The sequence below is a fragment of the Sinisalibacter aestuarii genome (genome assembly GCF_027923545.1).
GTDB lineage: Bacteria > Pseudomonadota > Alphaproteobacteria > Rhodobacterales > Rhodobacteraceae > Sinisalibacter > Sinisalibacter aestuarii.
Genome location: NZ_BROH01000001.1, coordinates 636,631 through 652,772, shown reverse-complemented (window position 1 = coordinate 652,772; position 16,142 = coordinate 636,631). Strand labels below are relative to the sequence as shown.

The 16,142-nt window shown below is 66.7% G+C and carries 12 protein-coding genes; 4 read left to right on the top strand and 8 right to left on the bottom strand.

All coding sequences use genetic code 11. The features are described from left to right. The 3 genes from purH to QMG28_RS03285 form a co-directional block, all read right to left on the bottom strand. Nucleotides 1–1,590: a bifunctional phosphoribosylaminoimidazolecarboxamide formyltransferase/IMP cyclohydrolase gene (gene purH / locus QMG28_RS03295; protein WP_281840738.1), complete on the bottom strand. Its 1,590-nt coding sequence runs from the start codon at nt 1,588–1,590 to the stop codon at nt 1–3. Between the two features lie 19 nt (nt 1,591–1,609). Then, complete coding sequence (locus tag QMG28_RS03290) at nt 1,610–3,301, bottom strand: heparinase II/III family protein (protein WP_281840737.1); 1,692 nt, start codon at nt 3,299–3,301, stop codon at nt 1,610–1,612. Nucleotides 3,302–3,425: 124 nt separating this feature from the next. Next, nucleotides 3,426–4,697, bottom strand: a complete 1,272-nt coding sequence (locus tag QMG28_RS03285) for an RsmB/NOP family class I SAM-dependent RNA methyltransferase (RefSeq protein WP_281840736.1) — start codon at nt 4,695–4,697, stop codon at nt 3,426–3,428. A 64-nt stretch (nt 4,698–4,761) separates the two neighbouring features. Between QMG28_RS03285 and QMG28_RS03280 the strand changes: the two genes are divergently transcribed. Beyond that, the gene (locus tag QMG28_RS03280; RefSeq protein ID WP_281840735.1) at nt 4,762–4,941 is read left to right on the top strand and encodes a DUF1674 domain-containing protein; all 180 of its coding nucleotides are present in this window, start codon (nt 4,762–4,764) and stop codon (nt 4,939–4,941) included. A 15-nt stretch (nt 4,942–4,956) separates the two neighbouring features. Here QMG28_RS03280 and QMG28_RS03275 read toward each other — a convergent pair whose 3' ends face one another. The 4 genes from QMG28_RS03275 to serB form a co-directional block, all read right to left on the bottom strand. After that, nucleotides 4,957–5,352, bottom strand: a complete 396-nt coding sequence (locus tag QMG28_RS03275; protein ID WP_281840734.1) for a DUF3775 domain-containing protein — start codon at nt 5,350–5,352, stop codon at nt 4,957–4,959. 62 nt (nt 5,353–5,414) lie between these two features. Beyond that, complete coding sequence (locus QMG28_RS03270; protein ID WP_281840733.1) at nt 5,415–6,647, bottom strand: DNA recombination protein RmuC; 1,233 nt, start codon at nt 6,645–6,647, stop codon at nt 5,415–5,417. Continuing rightward, nucleotides 6,644–8,479 (bottom strand): DNA mismatch repair endonuclease MutL, encoded by a 1,836-nt coding sequence (gene mutL / locus QMG28_RS03265; protein ID WP_281840732.1) that lies wholly within the window; start codon nt 8,477–8,479, stop codon nt 6,644–6,646. Before mutL ends, QMG28_RS03270 begins: the two co-directional genes overlap by 4 nt. Before the next feature lie 523 nt (nt 8,480–9,002). Continuing rightward, entirely contained in the window at nt 9,003–9,872 is an 870-nt protein-coding gene (gene serB, locus QMG28_RS03260; RefSeq protein WP_281840731.1) for a phosphoserine phosphatase SerB, read from the bottom strand. A 228-nt stretch (nt 9,873–10,100) separates the two neighbouring features. Between serB and QMG28_RS03255 the strand changes: the two genes are divergently transcribed. From QMG28_RS03255 to QMG28_RS03245, 3 genes are all read left to right on the top strand, one after another. After that, the gene (locus tag QMG28_RS03255; RefSeq protein ID WP_281840730.1) at nt 10,101–11,243 is read left to right on the top strand and encodes a phosphoserine transaminase; all 1,143 of its coding nucleotides are present in this window, start codon (nt 10,101–10,103) and stop codon (nt 11,241–11,243) included. Nucleotides 11,244–11,322: 79 nt separating this feature from the next. Further along, entirely contained in the window at nt 11,323–12,915 is a 1,593-nt protein-coding gene (serA, locus tag QMG28_RS03250) for a phosphoglycerate dehydrogenase (RefSeq protein ID WP_281840729.1), read from the top strand. A 158-nt stretch (nt 12,916–13,073) separates the two neighbouring features. Continuing rightward, nucleotides 13,074–13,811, top strand: a complete 738-nt coding sequence (locus QMG28_RS03245) for a metallophosphoesterase family protein (RefSeq protein ID WP_281840728.1) — start codon at nt 13,074–13,076, stop codon at nt 13,809–13,811. A gap of 56 nt (nt 13,812–13,867) precedes the next feature. On the opposite strand, the gene pnp is transcribed toward QMG28_RS03245, so the two are convergent. After that, on the bottom strand, nt 13,868–16,024 hold the full coding sequence (gene pnp / locus QMG28_RS03240) for a polyribonucleotide nucleotidyltransferase (RefSeq protein WP_281840727.1): 2,157 nt from the start codon (nt 16,022–16,024) through the stop codon (nt 13,868–13,870). Between the last annotated feature and the right edge of the window lie 118 nt (nt 16,025–16,142).

The window sequence follows — 16,142 nt, the reverse complement described above, 5'->3', positions numbered from 1 at the left end:
TCAGTGCCGGAAGTGGCGCATGCCGGTAAACACCATCGCCAGCCCGGCCTCGTCGGCGGCGGCGATCACCTCGTCGTCGCGCATCGAGCCGCCGGGCTGGATCACGCAGGTGGCCCCCGCCGCCGCGGCTTCCATCAGCCCGTCGGGGAAGGGGAAGAAGGCATCCGACGCCACCGCCGATCCCACCGCCGGGCTTTGCGCCGCGCCGATATCCCTGGCCATGCGCTCGGCCTTGGTGGCCGCGATCAGCGCCGAATCGAGCCGGCTCATCTGGCCCGCGCCCACGCCCACGGTGGCCATGCCCTTCACGTAGACGATGGCGTTGGACTTCACATGTTTGGCGACCTTCCAGGCGAAGAGCAGGTCTTTGAGCTGCTCGTCGGTCGGGGCCACCTTGGTGACGACCTTGAGATCGTCCAGCCCGACATAGCCGTTATCCTTGTTCTGGAAGAGCTGCCCGCCCGAGACCTGCCGCACAATCATGCCGCCTTCGCGCGGGTCGGGCAGGCCCTCGGTGGTGAGCAGGCGCAGGTTTTTCTTCGCGGCAAAGATCGCCCGGGCCTCGTCCGACGCGCCGGGGGCGATGACCACTTCGGTGAAGATCTCGGTGATCGCCTGCGCCGTCTCCGCATCGAGCGGCATGTTCAGCGCCACGATCCCGCCGAAGGCGGAGGTGCGGTCGCAGTCGAACGCCTTCTGGTAGGCATCGCGCAGCGTGGCACCGCGCGCCACGCCGGAGGGGTTGGCATGCTTGATGATCGCCACCGCCGGGCCGTCTGCCGGATCGAACTCCGCCACCAGCTCAAACGCGGCGTCGGTGTCGTTGATATTGTTGTAGCTCAGCTCCTTGCCCTGATGCTGCACGGCGGTGGCCACGCCGGGGCGCCCGGTGCCATCGGTATAGAACGCCGCCTGCTGATGCGGGTTCTCGCCATAGCGCAGCGTCTGGGCAAGCTTGCCCGCCACCACCCGGCGGCGCGGCGCCTGTTCGCCGATCGCATCGGCCATCCATGTCGACACGGCGGCATCGTAAGCGCCGGTGCGGGCATAGGCGATCTGGGCATGGCGCTGGCGGAAGGCATAGCTGGTCGCGCCGTCATTGGCGTCGAGCTCGGCCAGCAGGGCCGCGTAATCCTCCACATCGACGATGGTGGTGACAAAGGCATGGTTTTTCGCCGCCGCACGGATCATCGCCGGGCCGCCGATGTCGATATTCTCGATCATCTCATCGTACTCCGCCCCGCGCGCCAGCGCTGCCTCGAACGGGTAGAGGTTGACGACCAGCAGGTCGATCCCGACGATCCCGTGCTGTTCCATCGCGGCAAGGTGATGGGCGTTGTCGCGAAGCGCCAGAAGCCCGCCATGCACCATCGGGTGCAGCGTTTTCACCCGCCCGTCCATCATCTCGGGAAAGCCGGTGATCTCGGCCACGTCCGTCACATCCAGGCCCGCCTCGCGCAACGCCTTGGCGCTGCCGCCGGTCGAGAGAATCTCCACGCCCCGCGCCGCGAGGGCCTTGGCCAGATCGGCGAGCCCGGTCTTGTCGGAAACGGAAATGAGCGCGCGGCGCACGGGCGAAAGGTCGGTCATGTGAGATCCCTCAGGTGGTCTATGGCAGCCCGCTGGGATCGTCTCTCACAAGGTCGCGCAGCCCCACCGGGGTGTCCTGCGCCTTGGCGAGCGACCAGCGGATGCGTGTCGCATAGTCCAAAGCGGCGCCGGATAGAACCACCTGTTTCGCCGCACGCGGCTTCAGGCGGCCTTTTTCGAGGTAAACGCCCGCCTCAAGGCTCAGATCGGCAGGGCCTTCGTAGCGCAGCACCCAGATTTCGCCGGATTTGAGCGCCAGCGAAACGGCGGTGCCGCCGAGGTCGATCGCGGCATCCACGTCCGGATGCAGGTGGAAGCGCAGCGCGTAGCGCACGCCGTTCAGCCCGGTGCGGTCGAGCGCATCGCGGAAGATGCGCTGCTCGTCATCGGTGATCGCGGTCAGCGTTTCCTCGCCATAGATCGCGCGCCCGTCCACGCTCATTTCGATCCGGCGCATATAGCCCAGCCCATGGCTCGCCGCGTAACCGTCATGGCTGACGATCATGCCGCCGATACCGTCGCCCTCGATCTCCTGCGCGTTCACCACCTGCGGCGTCTGGATGAGCAGCGCCTTGCCGCCGCCGCGCCCGAGCAGAGACGACGATACGCCCGCAAGGCCGAGCACCGAATGCGAGGGCGTGGCCCGGCCCGCCTTGCGCCAGTCTTCGCCGAAATCCGCGCCGGAGCCGCAATTGACGATCAGCGGACGTCGGCCCGAGGTGATCTCAAGCGCCAGCGTCGAGGCATGGGCGTTGGACGAAGCAGCCCCGCGCGGCGGCGCGGCGGCGTCAAGGATCAGGGTGGTGCGCCCGCCATGCAGCCGGGCATAGCCCATCGCCAGCCCCGTGGTCGTCGTCGCCCGCACGCCGGACGTGGCCAGCGCCTGATCGAGCCGGCCTTCAAGCCCCCGCCCGCCACCATGAAAGCGCGCCAGCCCGCCATCGGCGTGGCGCAGCGCGCGCAGCGTCGGCGCGATCCGCTCGATGGCGGCGATATGTTCCGGCCGGGCCATCCGCCCGCTTTCGGCCAGCGCCAGCGCCGACCAGTTGAGCAGGGTGAACACTTCGAGCAGATCTTCGGGGTTGCGGGTGGGAATGCCGCCCTCGCCGTCGATCTGGGTGGTGCATTCGCGCGCCAGCCCGGTGCTCGCATGTTCCACATGCTCTTCCATTCCGGTAAGCGCGAGACCCGCGTAGATCAGCCCGGTCAGCGCCTCGAACCGGGGCAGCCCCGGCGAGGCCGCCGGCCAGCGGTTGGCGAGAAACACGGTTTGCTGCCCGAGCGAGACATAGAAGGCGTCCGATGCATCGGCCTCCTGCCCCATGAGCAAAAAGATCGCGTGGTTGATCCAGCGGATCAGGCGGCGCCCGGTGAGGTCGGGCGTCCAGCCCGGCCCCTTGCCACCGGCGAACCTTTCGATCCAGTCGAAGGTCCAGCCCTGCCCCCGGCCCCGCGCGTGCAGGTCGCCAAGCGCGGCGAGATCGTCGAGCCAGCCGAAGCCATGCAGCGCCTCGGCAAAGGCGGTGGACGGCGGTGCGATATCCCAGATCGTGCCGGTGCCGGCCTCGACGAGATGCCCGGCAAACAGAAGATTGCCCGCGACGAGCTGCTTGCCGCGCGCGAAACTGCCGATGGTGCGTGGCTCGGGCTGCGAGACGAAGCCGGTCGGCGTGCGGGCACGCCCCGCGCGGCGGGCGTGCCAGCGGTTCATCCAGCGCGTTTGGCGCGCGGACCATGTGTCATGGTGTGGCACGGGGGCTGCCTCGGCTCAATTCCACGTCGCCCCTTTGCGGGGTCTTGCCCGCCATCATACCCGCTCGCGGGCGGCAAGTCACCTACAAGGGTTTGCGAAAGGCCGCGATGTAGAACCCGTCCATCCCGCCGCGCCCGGCCCAGTAATCGGGCCGCAGCCGCAAGCCGCCTTCGGGGCCGATCCAGCCCGGCTCGATCCCCGGGCGGCGCAGGGCACCGGCATCGACCGTCACGCCGGGGTGGCGGTCGAGCGCATCCTTCACCTGCTCCTCGCCCTCGTCGATCAGCAGCGAACAGGTGCAATAGACGAGCCGCCCGCCCGGTTTCAGCATCGCCAGCGCCCGGTCGATCAGATGCGCCTGAAGCTCGAACAGGCCGGGAAAGTCGCTGCCGTCCTTGGCGCGGGGCAGATCGGGGTGGCGGCGGATCGTGCCGGTGGCGGTACAGGGCGCATCGAGCAAGATCGCGTCATACGGCCCGCCCTCGAATTCCAGCGCATCCGCGGTGACGATCTCGGCGGAAAGCCCGGTGCGCGCCAGGTTCTCGCCCAGCCGCGCCATGCGGGCGGCGGAAATATCCACCGCGGTCACCTGTGCCCCGGCCGCGGCAAGCTGCATCGTCTTGCCGCCCGGCGCGGCGCAGAGATCGAGCACTGTCTCGCCCGGCTGTGCCGCCAGCACCCGCGCCGGCATGGCGGCGGCGGCGTCCTGCACCCACCACTCGCCCGCGTCGTAGCCGGGCAGCGCGGTCACCTGCACCGGCCCGCCGAGCCGCACCGATCCCGTCGGCAAGACTTCGCCGCCCAGCCGCCCGGCCAGCGCCGCCGCGTCACCCTTCGGCGTGAGATCGAGCGGCGCGCCGGCGTAATGCTCAGCCTCCATCGCCTCGACCGCTGGCTTGCCGAAATCGTCGATCAGCGGCTTGCGCAGCCATTTCGGCAGGCGCGGCACCGGCAGCCCCGGCCACTTCTCCGCCTCGCCCGCCACCTTGCGCAACACGGCATTGACCAGCCCGGCCATGCCCGCCGTCGCCCGGTTGCCGCGCGCGATCTCGACATAGGAATTCACCACCCCATGCGCCGCTGCGCCCTCTTCGCAGATTTCCGCCACACCAAGCCGCAGGAGGTTCATCGCCGCCTCGGGCGGGCGCTTCTTGAGATGGGGGCCAAGCATCCTGTCGGCCCGGTCCATCACCCTGAGCGCCACCGTTGCCAGCCGCTGGGCGCGGGCGCGGTCTTCCGGCGACAGCCCCTCGACCCGGCGCGCAAGCACTTCCGACAGCAGCCGGTGCTCGATCAGCACATCGCCCATCAGCCGGGCCGCCACCTTGCGCGGCCGTGTCGCGTCGCTCGCCATTGCACACCTTTGCCAAATCTCGCGGCCCGGCCTATATCATCCCTGACCCACAAGGAAGCCCAGCATGAGCGACACCGAAAAGCGAGACCTGCCGCCCGAAGCCATCCGCGCGCTGGCGGAAGCCGAGGAACGGCGCAAGGCGGCCAGGCCGCTGGACATGCCAAAGGAATATGGCGGGCGCGACGGACCCGAGCCGGTGCGTTATGGCGATTACGAGAAAAAGGGCATCGCCGTCGATTTCTGACCGGCGGCGGCGCGCTTACTTGAGGTGCTCGTCGATCAGCTCTTCGCTGTCATAGCCAAGCGCCTCAAGACCGGCCGTCAGGAAATCCGACAGAAGCGGGATGCCCAGCAGGTATTCCTCGGTCGGGGCCGATGCCTCGATCTTCGCGGTCTGGATCGCTTCCTCCAGATCGTCTGCGGTGAAGGTATCGCGGCCGATCCACATCACCGCCACCAGGCTCGCCTGCTCGTCGTTGTTGAGATCGGAGATATAGGAGCGCAACTCGTCCTCGGTCGCATCCGAAGGGCGCGATTCGAGGATGGAATCGGCGTCCGCGTCATCCAGCGGCGTATCCCAGCGCGCGGTTTTGGCGTCGAGTTCGCGGGCGCGGATGATGATCCGGGCGATCTTGGAGGGGCTGATTTCCAGCATGGGGGCTCCTGCTTCGTTCGGTCTGTATCCTACCGTGAAGCCGAGGCCGGCGGCAAGGGCGCTCAGCCCTTGGCGAGCGGCACCACGCCGGCGTCGTCGCTCTCCGGCGCAAGCTCTTCAAAGTCGAAATTGTCGAGCTTCGTCGCCCGCTTGCCTGCGCGCTCCGCAGCCACCCCGATATCGTCGAGATCCTTGCGCGCCTGGGTGAAATGGGTGTCGAGCTTGCCGACCCGTTCCACCACCAGTTCCACGTCGCGGTGCAGCAGTTTCAGCGTTTTGCGGATCGCGCCCGCCTGCTCGCGCATCCGCGCATCCTTGAGGATCGCGCGCATCGTATTGAGCGTGGCCATGCAGGTGGTGGGCGACACGATCCAGACCCGTTTGTTGAACCCCTCGCGCACCACTTCCGGCAGCTTGGAATGCAGCTCGGCATAGACCGCCTCGGAGGGCAGGAACATCAGCGCGCCATCGGCGGTTTCGCCCTCGATGATGTATTTCGTGGAAATCGCGTTGATATGCGTGCGCACGGCTGCACCGAATTCGCGCAGGGCGGCGGCCTGGCTTTCCTTGGTCTCGGCGGCGGCCAGCTTCTCGAACGCCTCCAGCGGAAACTTCGCGTCGATCACGATCGGCCCGGGCGGGTTGGGCAGGTGGATCAGGCAATCCGCCCGCTTTCCGTTGGAAAGCGTCGCCTGCAAGGTATAGCTGTCCGACGGCAGCGCCTTCGACACGATGTCGTTGAGCTGGATCTCGCCGAACATCCCGCGCCTCTGCTTGTTCGACAGGATATCCTGCAGGCTCAGCACGTCGCCCGACAGCCGGGTGATGTTCTCCTGCGCCTTGTCGATGGTGGCGAGCCGCTCCTGCAACTGGGTCAGGCTCGCGGTGGTCTTCACCGCCGAGCCTTTCAGCGTCTCGTTCATCCGCTCCTGCATCTCGTTCAGCGACCGGGCCGAGCGCATCGCGTTGTCGTGCAGCCGGTCCTGCATCTGCCGCTGCACCTCGGCGAGCCGGGCTTCCATGGTCTGCACCATCTGGGTTTGCGCCGTGGCCTGCGCGTCAGATACCGACCGCAGACCGCCGGTGAGCTGCTCCTGCCCCTGGCCGAGAATCTGCACCGCCTGCCCCAGTCCGCCCATCTGCTGGGCAAGCTGCTCGGCCATCCGCGCCGAACGCCCGGCGCGCAGCAGCACGACGAACAGCAGGATCACGATCAGCAGCACCACCGCGCCCGCGACGAGCGCCGCGATCACCAGTGGATCGTTGAGGTCAATGGAATATGCGCCCGCGTTCATGTCCGCCCGAACAGCCTCTCGATATCGGCCAGCTTCAGCTCCACATAGGTGGGCCGCCCGTGGTTGCACTGGCCGGAATGGGGCGTCGCCTCCATCTCGCGCAACAGCGCGTTCATCTCTTCGGGCCGCATCCAGCGCCCCGAGCGGATCGAGCCGTGGCAGGCTGCAGTGGACAGCACCGCCTCGATCCGGGCCTGAAGGGTGCCGGAACTGCCGAGATCGGCCAGCTCGTCGAGGATATCGCGCACCAATGTCTCGGCATTCACCGTGCCGAGAATGGCGGGCGTCTCGCGCACGGCAATGGCGCCGCCGCCGAACGGCTCGATGCCAAGACCGAGGCGGGCAAGGTCATCGGCCATGCCGAGCAACAGAGCCGCCTCAGCGTCACTGAGTTCGACGATCTCGGGGATCAGCAGTGCCTGCCCCGCAACCCCGGTCGCCTCCATCTGCGCCTTCAGTTTCTCGTAATTGAGCCGCTCATGGGCCGCGTGCATGTCGACGATCACCATGCCGTCATCGGTTTGAGCGATGATGTAATTCTCATGCACCTGCGCCCGGGCGGCCCCAAGCGGCAGGCTTTCCGTCGCCTCGATCTTCTCCGGCTCCGGCGCATCCCAGCGTGCCGAGGGCTGCGCGGCTTCGGCAAAGCCCGGCTCGGGCGCCGGGGCCTGCATCGCCGTGGCGAAGCGGGCAAGGCCGGGCGAGGGCCGGTCCATCTGGTAGAGGCGCGGCGCGGTGGGTTCGGGTCGCATCGCGCCGAGCGTCGCCCCGGCCACGGTGGTCGAGGCGCGGTGCCCGGCCTCCGCCAGCGCATGCCGCAGCGCCGAGACGATCAGCCCCCGCGCCACGCCCGGCTCGCGGAAGCGCACCTCGCTCTTGGCCGGGTGCACGTTCACATCCACCAGATGCGGATCGCAGGTGAGGAACAAAGCCGCCGCCGGGTGCCGGTCGCGGCTGAGGAAATCGAAATAGGCCGCCCGAAGCGCGCCGAGCAGCATCTTGTCTTTCACCGGACGGCCATTGACGAAGAGAAACTGCGCCACCGCCGCCCCGCGCGAATAGGTGGGCAGCGCCGCGTAGCCGGTAAGCCGCAGCCCCTCGCGCTCGGCGTCAATCGCCAGCGCGTTCTCGGCAAAGTCGCGCCCGAGCACCTGTGCCAGCCGCCCGGCCAGCGCACCGAACATATCGCCCGTCTCCGGGCTGGCGCGGAACAGCACACGGCCTTCCCCGCCCCCCGACACATCGCGCAGCGTAAAGCCCACCCCCGGCTCGGCCATCGCCAACCGCTTGACCACATCGGCAATCGCCTGCGCCTCGGCCCGGTCGGAGCGCAGGAATTTCAGCCGCGCCGGGGTGGCGTAGAACAGATCGGCCAGCTCCACCACGGTGCCGCCGGTGAGGGCGGCGGGCCTGACCGGGCCGATCTCACTGCCGGCCACGCGCAGGCTCGCCGCCTCGTGCCCCTCGGCGCGCGAGGTGATGGAGAGCCGCCCCACCGCCCCGAGCGAGGGCAGCGCCTCGCCCCGGAAGCCGAAGGTGTGAATGTCGAGCAGATCCGAGCCGTCGATCTTCGAGGTGGCATGGCGGCTCAGCGCCAATGGCAGCTCGTCGGGCGGCATCCCGATCCCGTCATCGGTGACGCGGATCAGGGTCTTGCCGCCGTCGGCATAGGCCACCTCGATCCGGGTCGCGCCGGCGTCGATGGCGTTTTCCACCAGTTCCTTCACGGCGGAAGCGGGCCGCTCCACGACTTCGCCCGCCGCGATCCGGTTGATCGCGGCATCGTCGAGCTGGCGGATCACGGGCCGTGTTCCGGTGCGGGATGCGCTCATCTGGGGGGCGTCGTCAGGCATGACACAAGACCTAGCATGAGCACGGGCGATTCTGCCAGTGGGCGCAGGATCATATGCACGCGCCGAAGCGGGCCCGATACGTCCGGCGCAAGACCTTGAAATCAGCTATATTCGCCGCCTCGAAAGCCCATATCCGATGCGAGAGTCACCGTGGCAAGTCGGAAGATCCACCGTCAACCCAACGGCAAGCCCCGCTCCGACCGACAACATTTCTCCCGTCCTCGACCATCGCGAGGCACCTTTCACCGGGCGTTAAGGTTAACCGCCGTTAAGGTTAATGCGGGTCAAGGTTAACGCTTGGAGTGTGGGGCACGAGGGGCGCGGTTGGTGTGGCGGGACTCCGTTGAAGGGAAGCCAGGAACTCATGAACTCATGGGCAACCAAGCCGGGGACTTGCGTGCCAGGAGAGCAGCGAACCCCTTCGTGGCGAACGGGTGACGGCCCGCACGCCTCGCCGGGCGACATCACCGTCCGTCATCGTCAGGCACCACGGCGCACCGCGTCAGCCTACAAACTCCGCCCGCGCATAGCCCTGCAGATAGAGCAGCGCCGTCAGATCGCCGTGGTTCACGCGCACCTCGCATTGCGCCGCCACCGAGGGCTTGGCGTGCAGCGCCACGCCGGTGCCCGCAAGGCCGAGCATGCCAAGGTCATTTGCCCCGTCGCCCACCGCGATCACCTCATTGAGTCCGATGCCAAGCAACGCGCTCACCTCCTCCAGCGTCGCCACCTTCGCCGCGCGCCCGAGGATCGGCTCGGCCACCGTGCCGGTCAGCACGCCGCCCGCCACTTTCAGCGTATTCGCCCGCGCCTCGTCAAAGCCCAGCCCCTCCGCCACCCGGTGCGCAAAGGCGGTGAACCCGCCCGAGACCAGCACCGCATAGCCGCCGCCCGCCTTCATCGTCGCCACCAGTTCGCGCCCGCCGGGCATGTAGGTGATGCGCTCGTCCAGCACCTTGTCGATCACGCCCGCGTCGAGCCCCTTGAGCAGCCCGACCCGCTCGCGCAGCGCACCCTCGAAATCCAGCTCGCCGTTCATCGCCCGCGCGGTGATGTCGGCCACCCGCGGACCCACGCCCGCCTCGTCGGCCAGTTCGTCGATGCATTCCTGCTGGATCATGGTCGAATCCATATCCGCGATCAGCATCCGCTTGCGCCGCCCCTCGGCGGGCTGCACCACGAGATCGACGCCAAGCGTCTGCAGATCGCCCCAGACCTCCCAAAGATTGCCCGGCTTCGCCTCCAGCGGAAACTCCGCCGCCTCACCGAGAGAAAGCCAGGTCGCATCGCCCCCGCCCCAGGCATTGCGCAGGTTTTCCACCAGCGCCTGGTCGAGCGTGCCGGGCTTGGCGATGAGAGTGGTGACGAACATGGGCTCCTCCGCGGCTGTCGCCGCGCCTCTACCCGGTTCCGGAGGCAAATGCCAGCGGCTGACCGGGCGGACAAAGTTTCCGATCCGCTCCATGGCGTGTCGCATTTCGCGCCCGAACCGGCGCAAGCGATGCATTTTCCCTATTGTGCGGGCGCGAGGCAGGCCGTATCTGCGGCCTTGGGACACCCCTCCCCAACGAGGGGCATATATCTGGAAGGATATCCATCAATGGTCACCGAGACTCCGGCAGCGCGCCCGGCCAATCCGCGCTTTTCTTCTGGCCCCTGCGCCAAAAACCCCACTTTCACCCTCGACAAACTCGCCGACGCCCCGCTGGGCCGCTCGCACCGTGCCGCCGTTGGCAAGGAAAAGCTCCTTGCCGCGATCGAAGGCACCCGCGAGATCCTCGGCATCCCCGCCGATTACAGGATCGGCATCGTGCCCGGCTCCGATACCGGCGCCGTGGAAATGGCGCTCTGGTCGATGCTCGGCGCGCGCGGCGTCGAGATGCTGGTCTGGGAAAGCTTCGGCGCTGGCTGGGCGACGGATGTGACCAAACAGCTCAAGCTCGACGCGGTGGTCAAGACCGCCGAATACGGCCAGCTGCCCGACCTTGCCTCGGTCGATTTCACCAATGACGTGGTCTTCACCTGGAACGGCACCACCTCCGGCGTGCGCGTGCCGGATGGCGACTGGATCGCCGCCGACCGTGAGGGGCTGACCTTCTGCGACGCCACCTCCGCCGCCTTCGCGATGGACCTGCCCTGGGACAAGCTCGATGTCACCACCTTCTCCTGGCAGAAGGTGCTGGGCGGCGAAGCGGCGCACGGGATGCTGGTGCTCAGCCCCCGCGCGGTGGAACGGCTTGAGAGCTACACCCCGGCCTGGCCGCTGCCGAAGATCTTCCGCATGACCAAGGGCGGCAAGCTGATCGAGGGCATCTTCCGGGGCGAGACGATCAACACCCCGTCGATGCTGGCGGTGGAAGACTACCTCGTCGCGCTCGACTGGGCGCGCTCGGTGGGTGGGCTCAAGGGCCTGATCGCCCGCGCCGACGCCAACGCGAAAGCCATCTTCGATTTCTGCGACGCGACGCCCTGGATCGCCAACCTCGCCGAAACCGAGGCCACGCGCTCCAACACCTCCGTCTGCCTGAAATTCACCGACGAGCGGATCGCCGATGGCGCCGCCTTCGCCAAGGCCGTCGCCAAGCGGCTGGAGAAGGAAGGCGTGGCCTATGACGTGGGCGCCTACCGCGACGCGCCGGCCGGCCTGCGCATCTGGTGCGGCGGCACGGTGGAAACCGCTGACGTGGACGCCCTGCTTCCCTGGCTCGACTGGGCATTCAACGCCGAGATCGCCGATCAATAGGTGCGCCTGAAGGCACAGCCTACACCCCCGTAGGGTGCGCATTCATGCGCACCGCCCCCCATTCAAAAGGAGCCCCATCATGGCCCCCAAGGTTCTCGTATCCGACAAACTGTCCGAAACCGCCGTGCAGATCTTCCGCGACCGTGGCGTCGAGGTGGATTTCCTGCCCGATCTCGGCAAGGACAAGGACAAGCTGATCGCCGAAATCGGCAAATATGACGGCCTCGCCATCCGCTCGGCCACCAAGGTGACGGCCGATGTGCTCGCCGCCGCAACCAACCTGAAGGTCATCGGCCGCGCCGGGATCGGCGTCGACAATGTCGACATTCCCGAAGCCTCCAAGAAAGGCGTGATCGTGATGAACACGCCCTTCGGCAACTCGATCACCACCGCCGAGCACGCGATTGCGATGATGATGGCCGTCGCCCGCCAGATCCCCGAAGCCGATGCCTCGACCCAGGCCGGCAAGTGGGAGAAGTCGAAATTCATGGGCGTCGAGGTGACCAGCAAGGTGCTGGGCGTGATCGGCGCGGGCAATATCGGCGGCATCGTCTGCGACCGCGCCCGCGGCCTGAAGATGAAGGTCATCGCCTACGATCCCTTCCTGTCGGAAGAACGCGCCGACAAGATGGGCGTGGAGAAGGTGGAACTCGACGAATTGCTGAAGCGCGCCGATTTCATCACGCTGCACGTGCCGCTTACCGACAAGACCCGCAACATCCTCTCGAAAGAGAACATCGCCAGGACCAAAAAAGGCGTGCGGATCATCAACTGCGCCCGCGGCGGACTTGTGGACGAAGAGGCGCTTGCCGACGCCCTCAAGTCGGGCCACGTCGCGGGCGCGGGCTTTGACGTCTTTGCCGTCGAACCCGCGAAAGACAGCCCGCTCTTCGGGCTGCCCAACGTCGTCTGCACTCCGCATCTCGGCGCCTCGACCACCGAGGCGCAGGAGAATGTGGCGCTGCAGGTGGCCGAACAGATCTCGGATTACCTGCTGACGGGCGCGGTCACCAACTCGCTGAACATGCCCGCGGTGACCGCCGAGGAAGCCAAGGTGATGGGGCCGTGGATCAAGCTGGCCGGCCATCTCGGCGCCTATATCGGCCAGCTCACCGATGAGCCGATCGAAGAGATCAACCTGCTGCTCGATGGCGTGGCCTCGGAGATGAACATCAAGGCGCTCGATTGCGCCGTGCTGGCGGGTGTGATGAAGCCGGTGAACCCGGATGTGAACATGGTGTCTGCGCCTGTGCTCGCCGCCGACCGCGGGATTCAGACCTCGATCACCACGCAGGACAAGTCGGGCGTGTTCGACGGGTTTCTGAAGCTTACGATGAAGACCCCGACCCGCCAGCGCTCAATCGCGGGCACGGTGTTCTCGGATGGCAAGCCGCGCTTCATCCAGATCAAGGGCATCACCATCGACGCCGAGATCGGCAAGCACATGCTCTACACGACCAACAAGGATGTGCCCGGCATCATCGGCGCTCTCGGCGCGACGATGGGGGCGCATGGGGTGAACATTGCCAACTTCACCCTTGGCCGCACCGCCGCGGGCGGCGACGCCATCGCGCTGCTTTATATCGACGCACCGGTGCCGGATGCCGTGCTGGAGGAACTGCGGTCGTCGGAACTGTTCCAGATGGTTGCGCCGCTCGAATTTGAGGTTTGACGAAACCTGAACCGAACAGCGCCCCGGTGGAGACACCGGGGCGTTTTCGTTGTAAACACGAGGAAAATCAGACGATCTGACCGGGGATCGACTCCAGAAATCCGGATTTCCGGACTCCGTCGCAGCCAGAAGCGCAGAGGATTCGAACAGGCGGGCAGATGCGGGTTTACGCGATTGGCGACATTCACGGCTATCTTGCCGAGCTGGAGCGGGCGCACCGGCTCATCGCCGCCGACCGTGCCCGAACCGGCGACAGCGCCGCGCCGGTTGTCCATATCGGCGATCTGTGCGACCGGGGGCCGGATACGCGCGGGGTGATCGACTTTATCCTCGCCGGGCAGGGCAGGGGTGAAAACTGGATCGCCCTCAAGGGCAATCACGACCGGCTGATGGGCTATTTCCTTGAACAAACCCCGCGCATCGACCCCTACATGATGGTCGGATGGGACTGGTTCCACGACGGCGTGGGCGGGGCCGAAACGCTGGCCTCCTACGGCATCGCGATTGCCGAGCGCGAACGCTGGTTCCAACTCCAAGCCCGCGCGATGGCGGCTGTGCCCGAGGCGCATCGCCGCTTCGTGCAGAGCCTGCCGACTAGCTACGAAACCGAAGACCATATCTTCGTCCATGCCGGTATCCGCCCCGGCATCCCGCTCGCCGAACAGGACGAAACCGATCTCGTCTGGATCCGCCACGAATTCCACGACGATCCCCGCGATCACGGCAAGCTTGTGGTGCATGGCCACACGCCGGTGACGGCGGTCACCCATTACGGCAACCGGGTGAACATCGACACCGGCGCCGGCTACGGCAAACCGATCGGCGTGGTGGTGATCGAGGGGCGCGAGGTGTGGGAACTGACGGAGACGGGGCGGGTGGCGGTGCGGCGCGACTGAATGAAAAAAGCCCCGGCGTTTCCACCGGGGCTTCTCGCATTCAGGCTGTCAGACGATCACTCGTCGTCGTCGTCGCCCTTTTTCTTCTTGGGTTCCGGCGGCAGCTCTTCGCCGGTTTCCTGGTCGACCATCTTCATGGCGAGGCGCACCTTGCCGCGGTCGTCGAAGCCGAGCAGCTTCACGAAGACTTCCTGGCCTTCCTTCAGCACGTCCGAGGGATGGTTCAGCCGGCGGTTTTCGATCTGGCTCACATGCACCAGGCCGTCGCGCTTGCCGAAGAAGTTCACGAAGGCGCCGAAATCAACGATCTTCACGACCTTGCCCTTGTAGACTTCGCCCTCTTCCGGCTCGGCCACGATCGCGTGGATCATGTCATGGGCCTTCTGGATGGCTTCGGCATTCGGGCTGGCGATCTTGATCACGCCATCGTCGTTGATGTCGACCTTCGCGCCCGACACTTCCACGATCTCGCGGATCACCTTGCCGCCCGAGCCGATCACTTCACGGATCTTGTCGGTGGGCACGGTCATCGTTTCGATGCGCGGGGCGTGGGCGGAAAACTCCTGACGGCCTTCCGACAGCGCTTTCGCCATCTCGCCGAGGATGTGCATCCGGCCTTCCTTGGCCTGCGCCAGCGCCTTCTCCATGATCTCCGGGGTGATCCCGGCAACCTTGATGTCCATCTGCAGCGAGGTGATGCCGTTCTCGGTGCCGGCCACCTTGAAGTCCATGTCGCCGAGGTGATCCTCGTCGCCAAGGATGTCGGTGAGCACGGCGTAGGAGCCGTCATCTTCCAGCACCAGGCCCATCGCCACACCGGCCACCGGCGCCTTCAGCGGCACGGCGGCGTCCATCATCGAGAGCGACGACCCGCAGACCGTCGCCATCGACGACGAGCCGTTGGATTCGGTGATCTCGGAGACGAGACGGATGGTGTAGGGGAAGTCGGTCGCCGACGGCAGCACCGCCTGCAGCGCGCGCCAGGCCAGCTTGCCGTGGCCGATTTCGCGGCGGCCCGGCGAGCCGACACGGCCCACTTCACCGACCGAGTAGGGCGGGAAGTTGTAGTGCAGCAGGAAGTTCGACTTGTAGGTGCCGGTGAGCGCGTCGATCATCTGCTCGTCGTCGCCGGTACCGAGCGTGGTCACCACGAGGCCCTGCGTTTCACCACGGGTGAACAGCGCCGAGCCGTGGGTGCGGGGCAGCAGGCCCACTTCCGAAACGATCGGGCGCACGGTGTCGAGCGCACGGCCGTCGATCCGCTTGCCGTCCTTCACCACCGCCGAGCGCAGCACGGTCGATTCCAGCTTCTTCAGCGCCGAGCCGAGGTTCGCATCGTCAAGCTGCTCTTCGGTGAGGGTCGCCTTGATCTCGTCCTTCGCGGCGGCAACAGCGGCCACGCGCTCCTGCTTGTCGAGGATCGAATAGGCGGCCTTCATCTTGTCTTCGCCCGCGGCTTTCACCGCCTCGTAAAGCGCGGAATAGTCCGGCGGAGTGAAGTCGAAGGGCTCTTTCGCCGCGTCTTCGGCCAGCGCGATGATCAGGTCGATCACCGGCTGGATCTGCTCATGCGCGAAGGTGACGGCGCCAAGCATTTCGGCTTCGGACAGCTCGTAGGCTTCCGATTCCACCATCATCACCGCGTCCTTGGTGCCGGCGACCACGAGGTCGAGGCGCTGGTCGGGGTTTTCACGCAGCTTGTGCATGTCGTCGACGGTGGGGTTGAGGATGTATTCGCCATCCTCAAAGCCCACGCGGGCACCCGCGATCGGGCCCATGAAGGGCGCGCCCGAGATCGTCAGCGCAGCCGAAGCGGCGATCATGGCGACGATATCGGGATCGTTGACGAGGTCGTGGCTGAGCACGGTGCACATCACGAGCACTTCGTTCTTGAAGCCCGGCACGAAAAGCGGGCGGATCGGACGGTCGATCAGGCGCGCGGTCAGCGTTTCCTTCTCGGTCGGCCGCGCCTCGCGCTTGAAGAAGCCACCGGGCACCTTGCCCGCGGCATAGTATTTTTCCTGGTAATGCACCGTGAGCGGGAAGAAGTCCTGCCCCGGTTTCGGTTCCTTCGCAAAGGTCACGTTGGCCATGACGGAGGTTTCGCCCAGAGTGGCGATGACCGAGCCGTCGGCCTGACGGGCAACTTTGCCCGTCTCGAGGGTAAGCGTCTCCTCACCCCATTGCATGGATTTCGTCGTGATATTGAACATATAGCGTATCCTTCAGGGAGCACTCCCGAGCCCTCTCGGGTCTCCCGTTTCAATGGCGGCCCCATTGCCGCCGACCCCTCTCATCCTATTCACCGCGCCGGGGTCGGGGCGCGTGCGT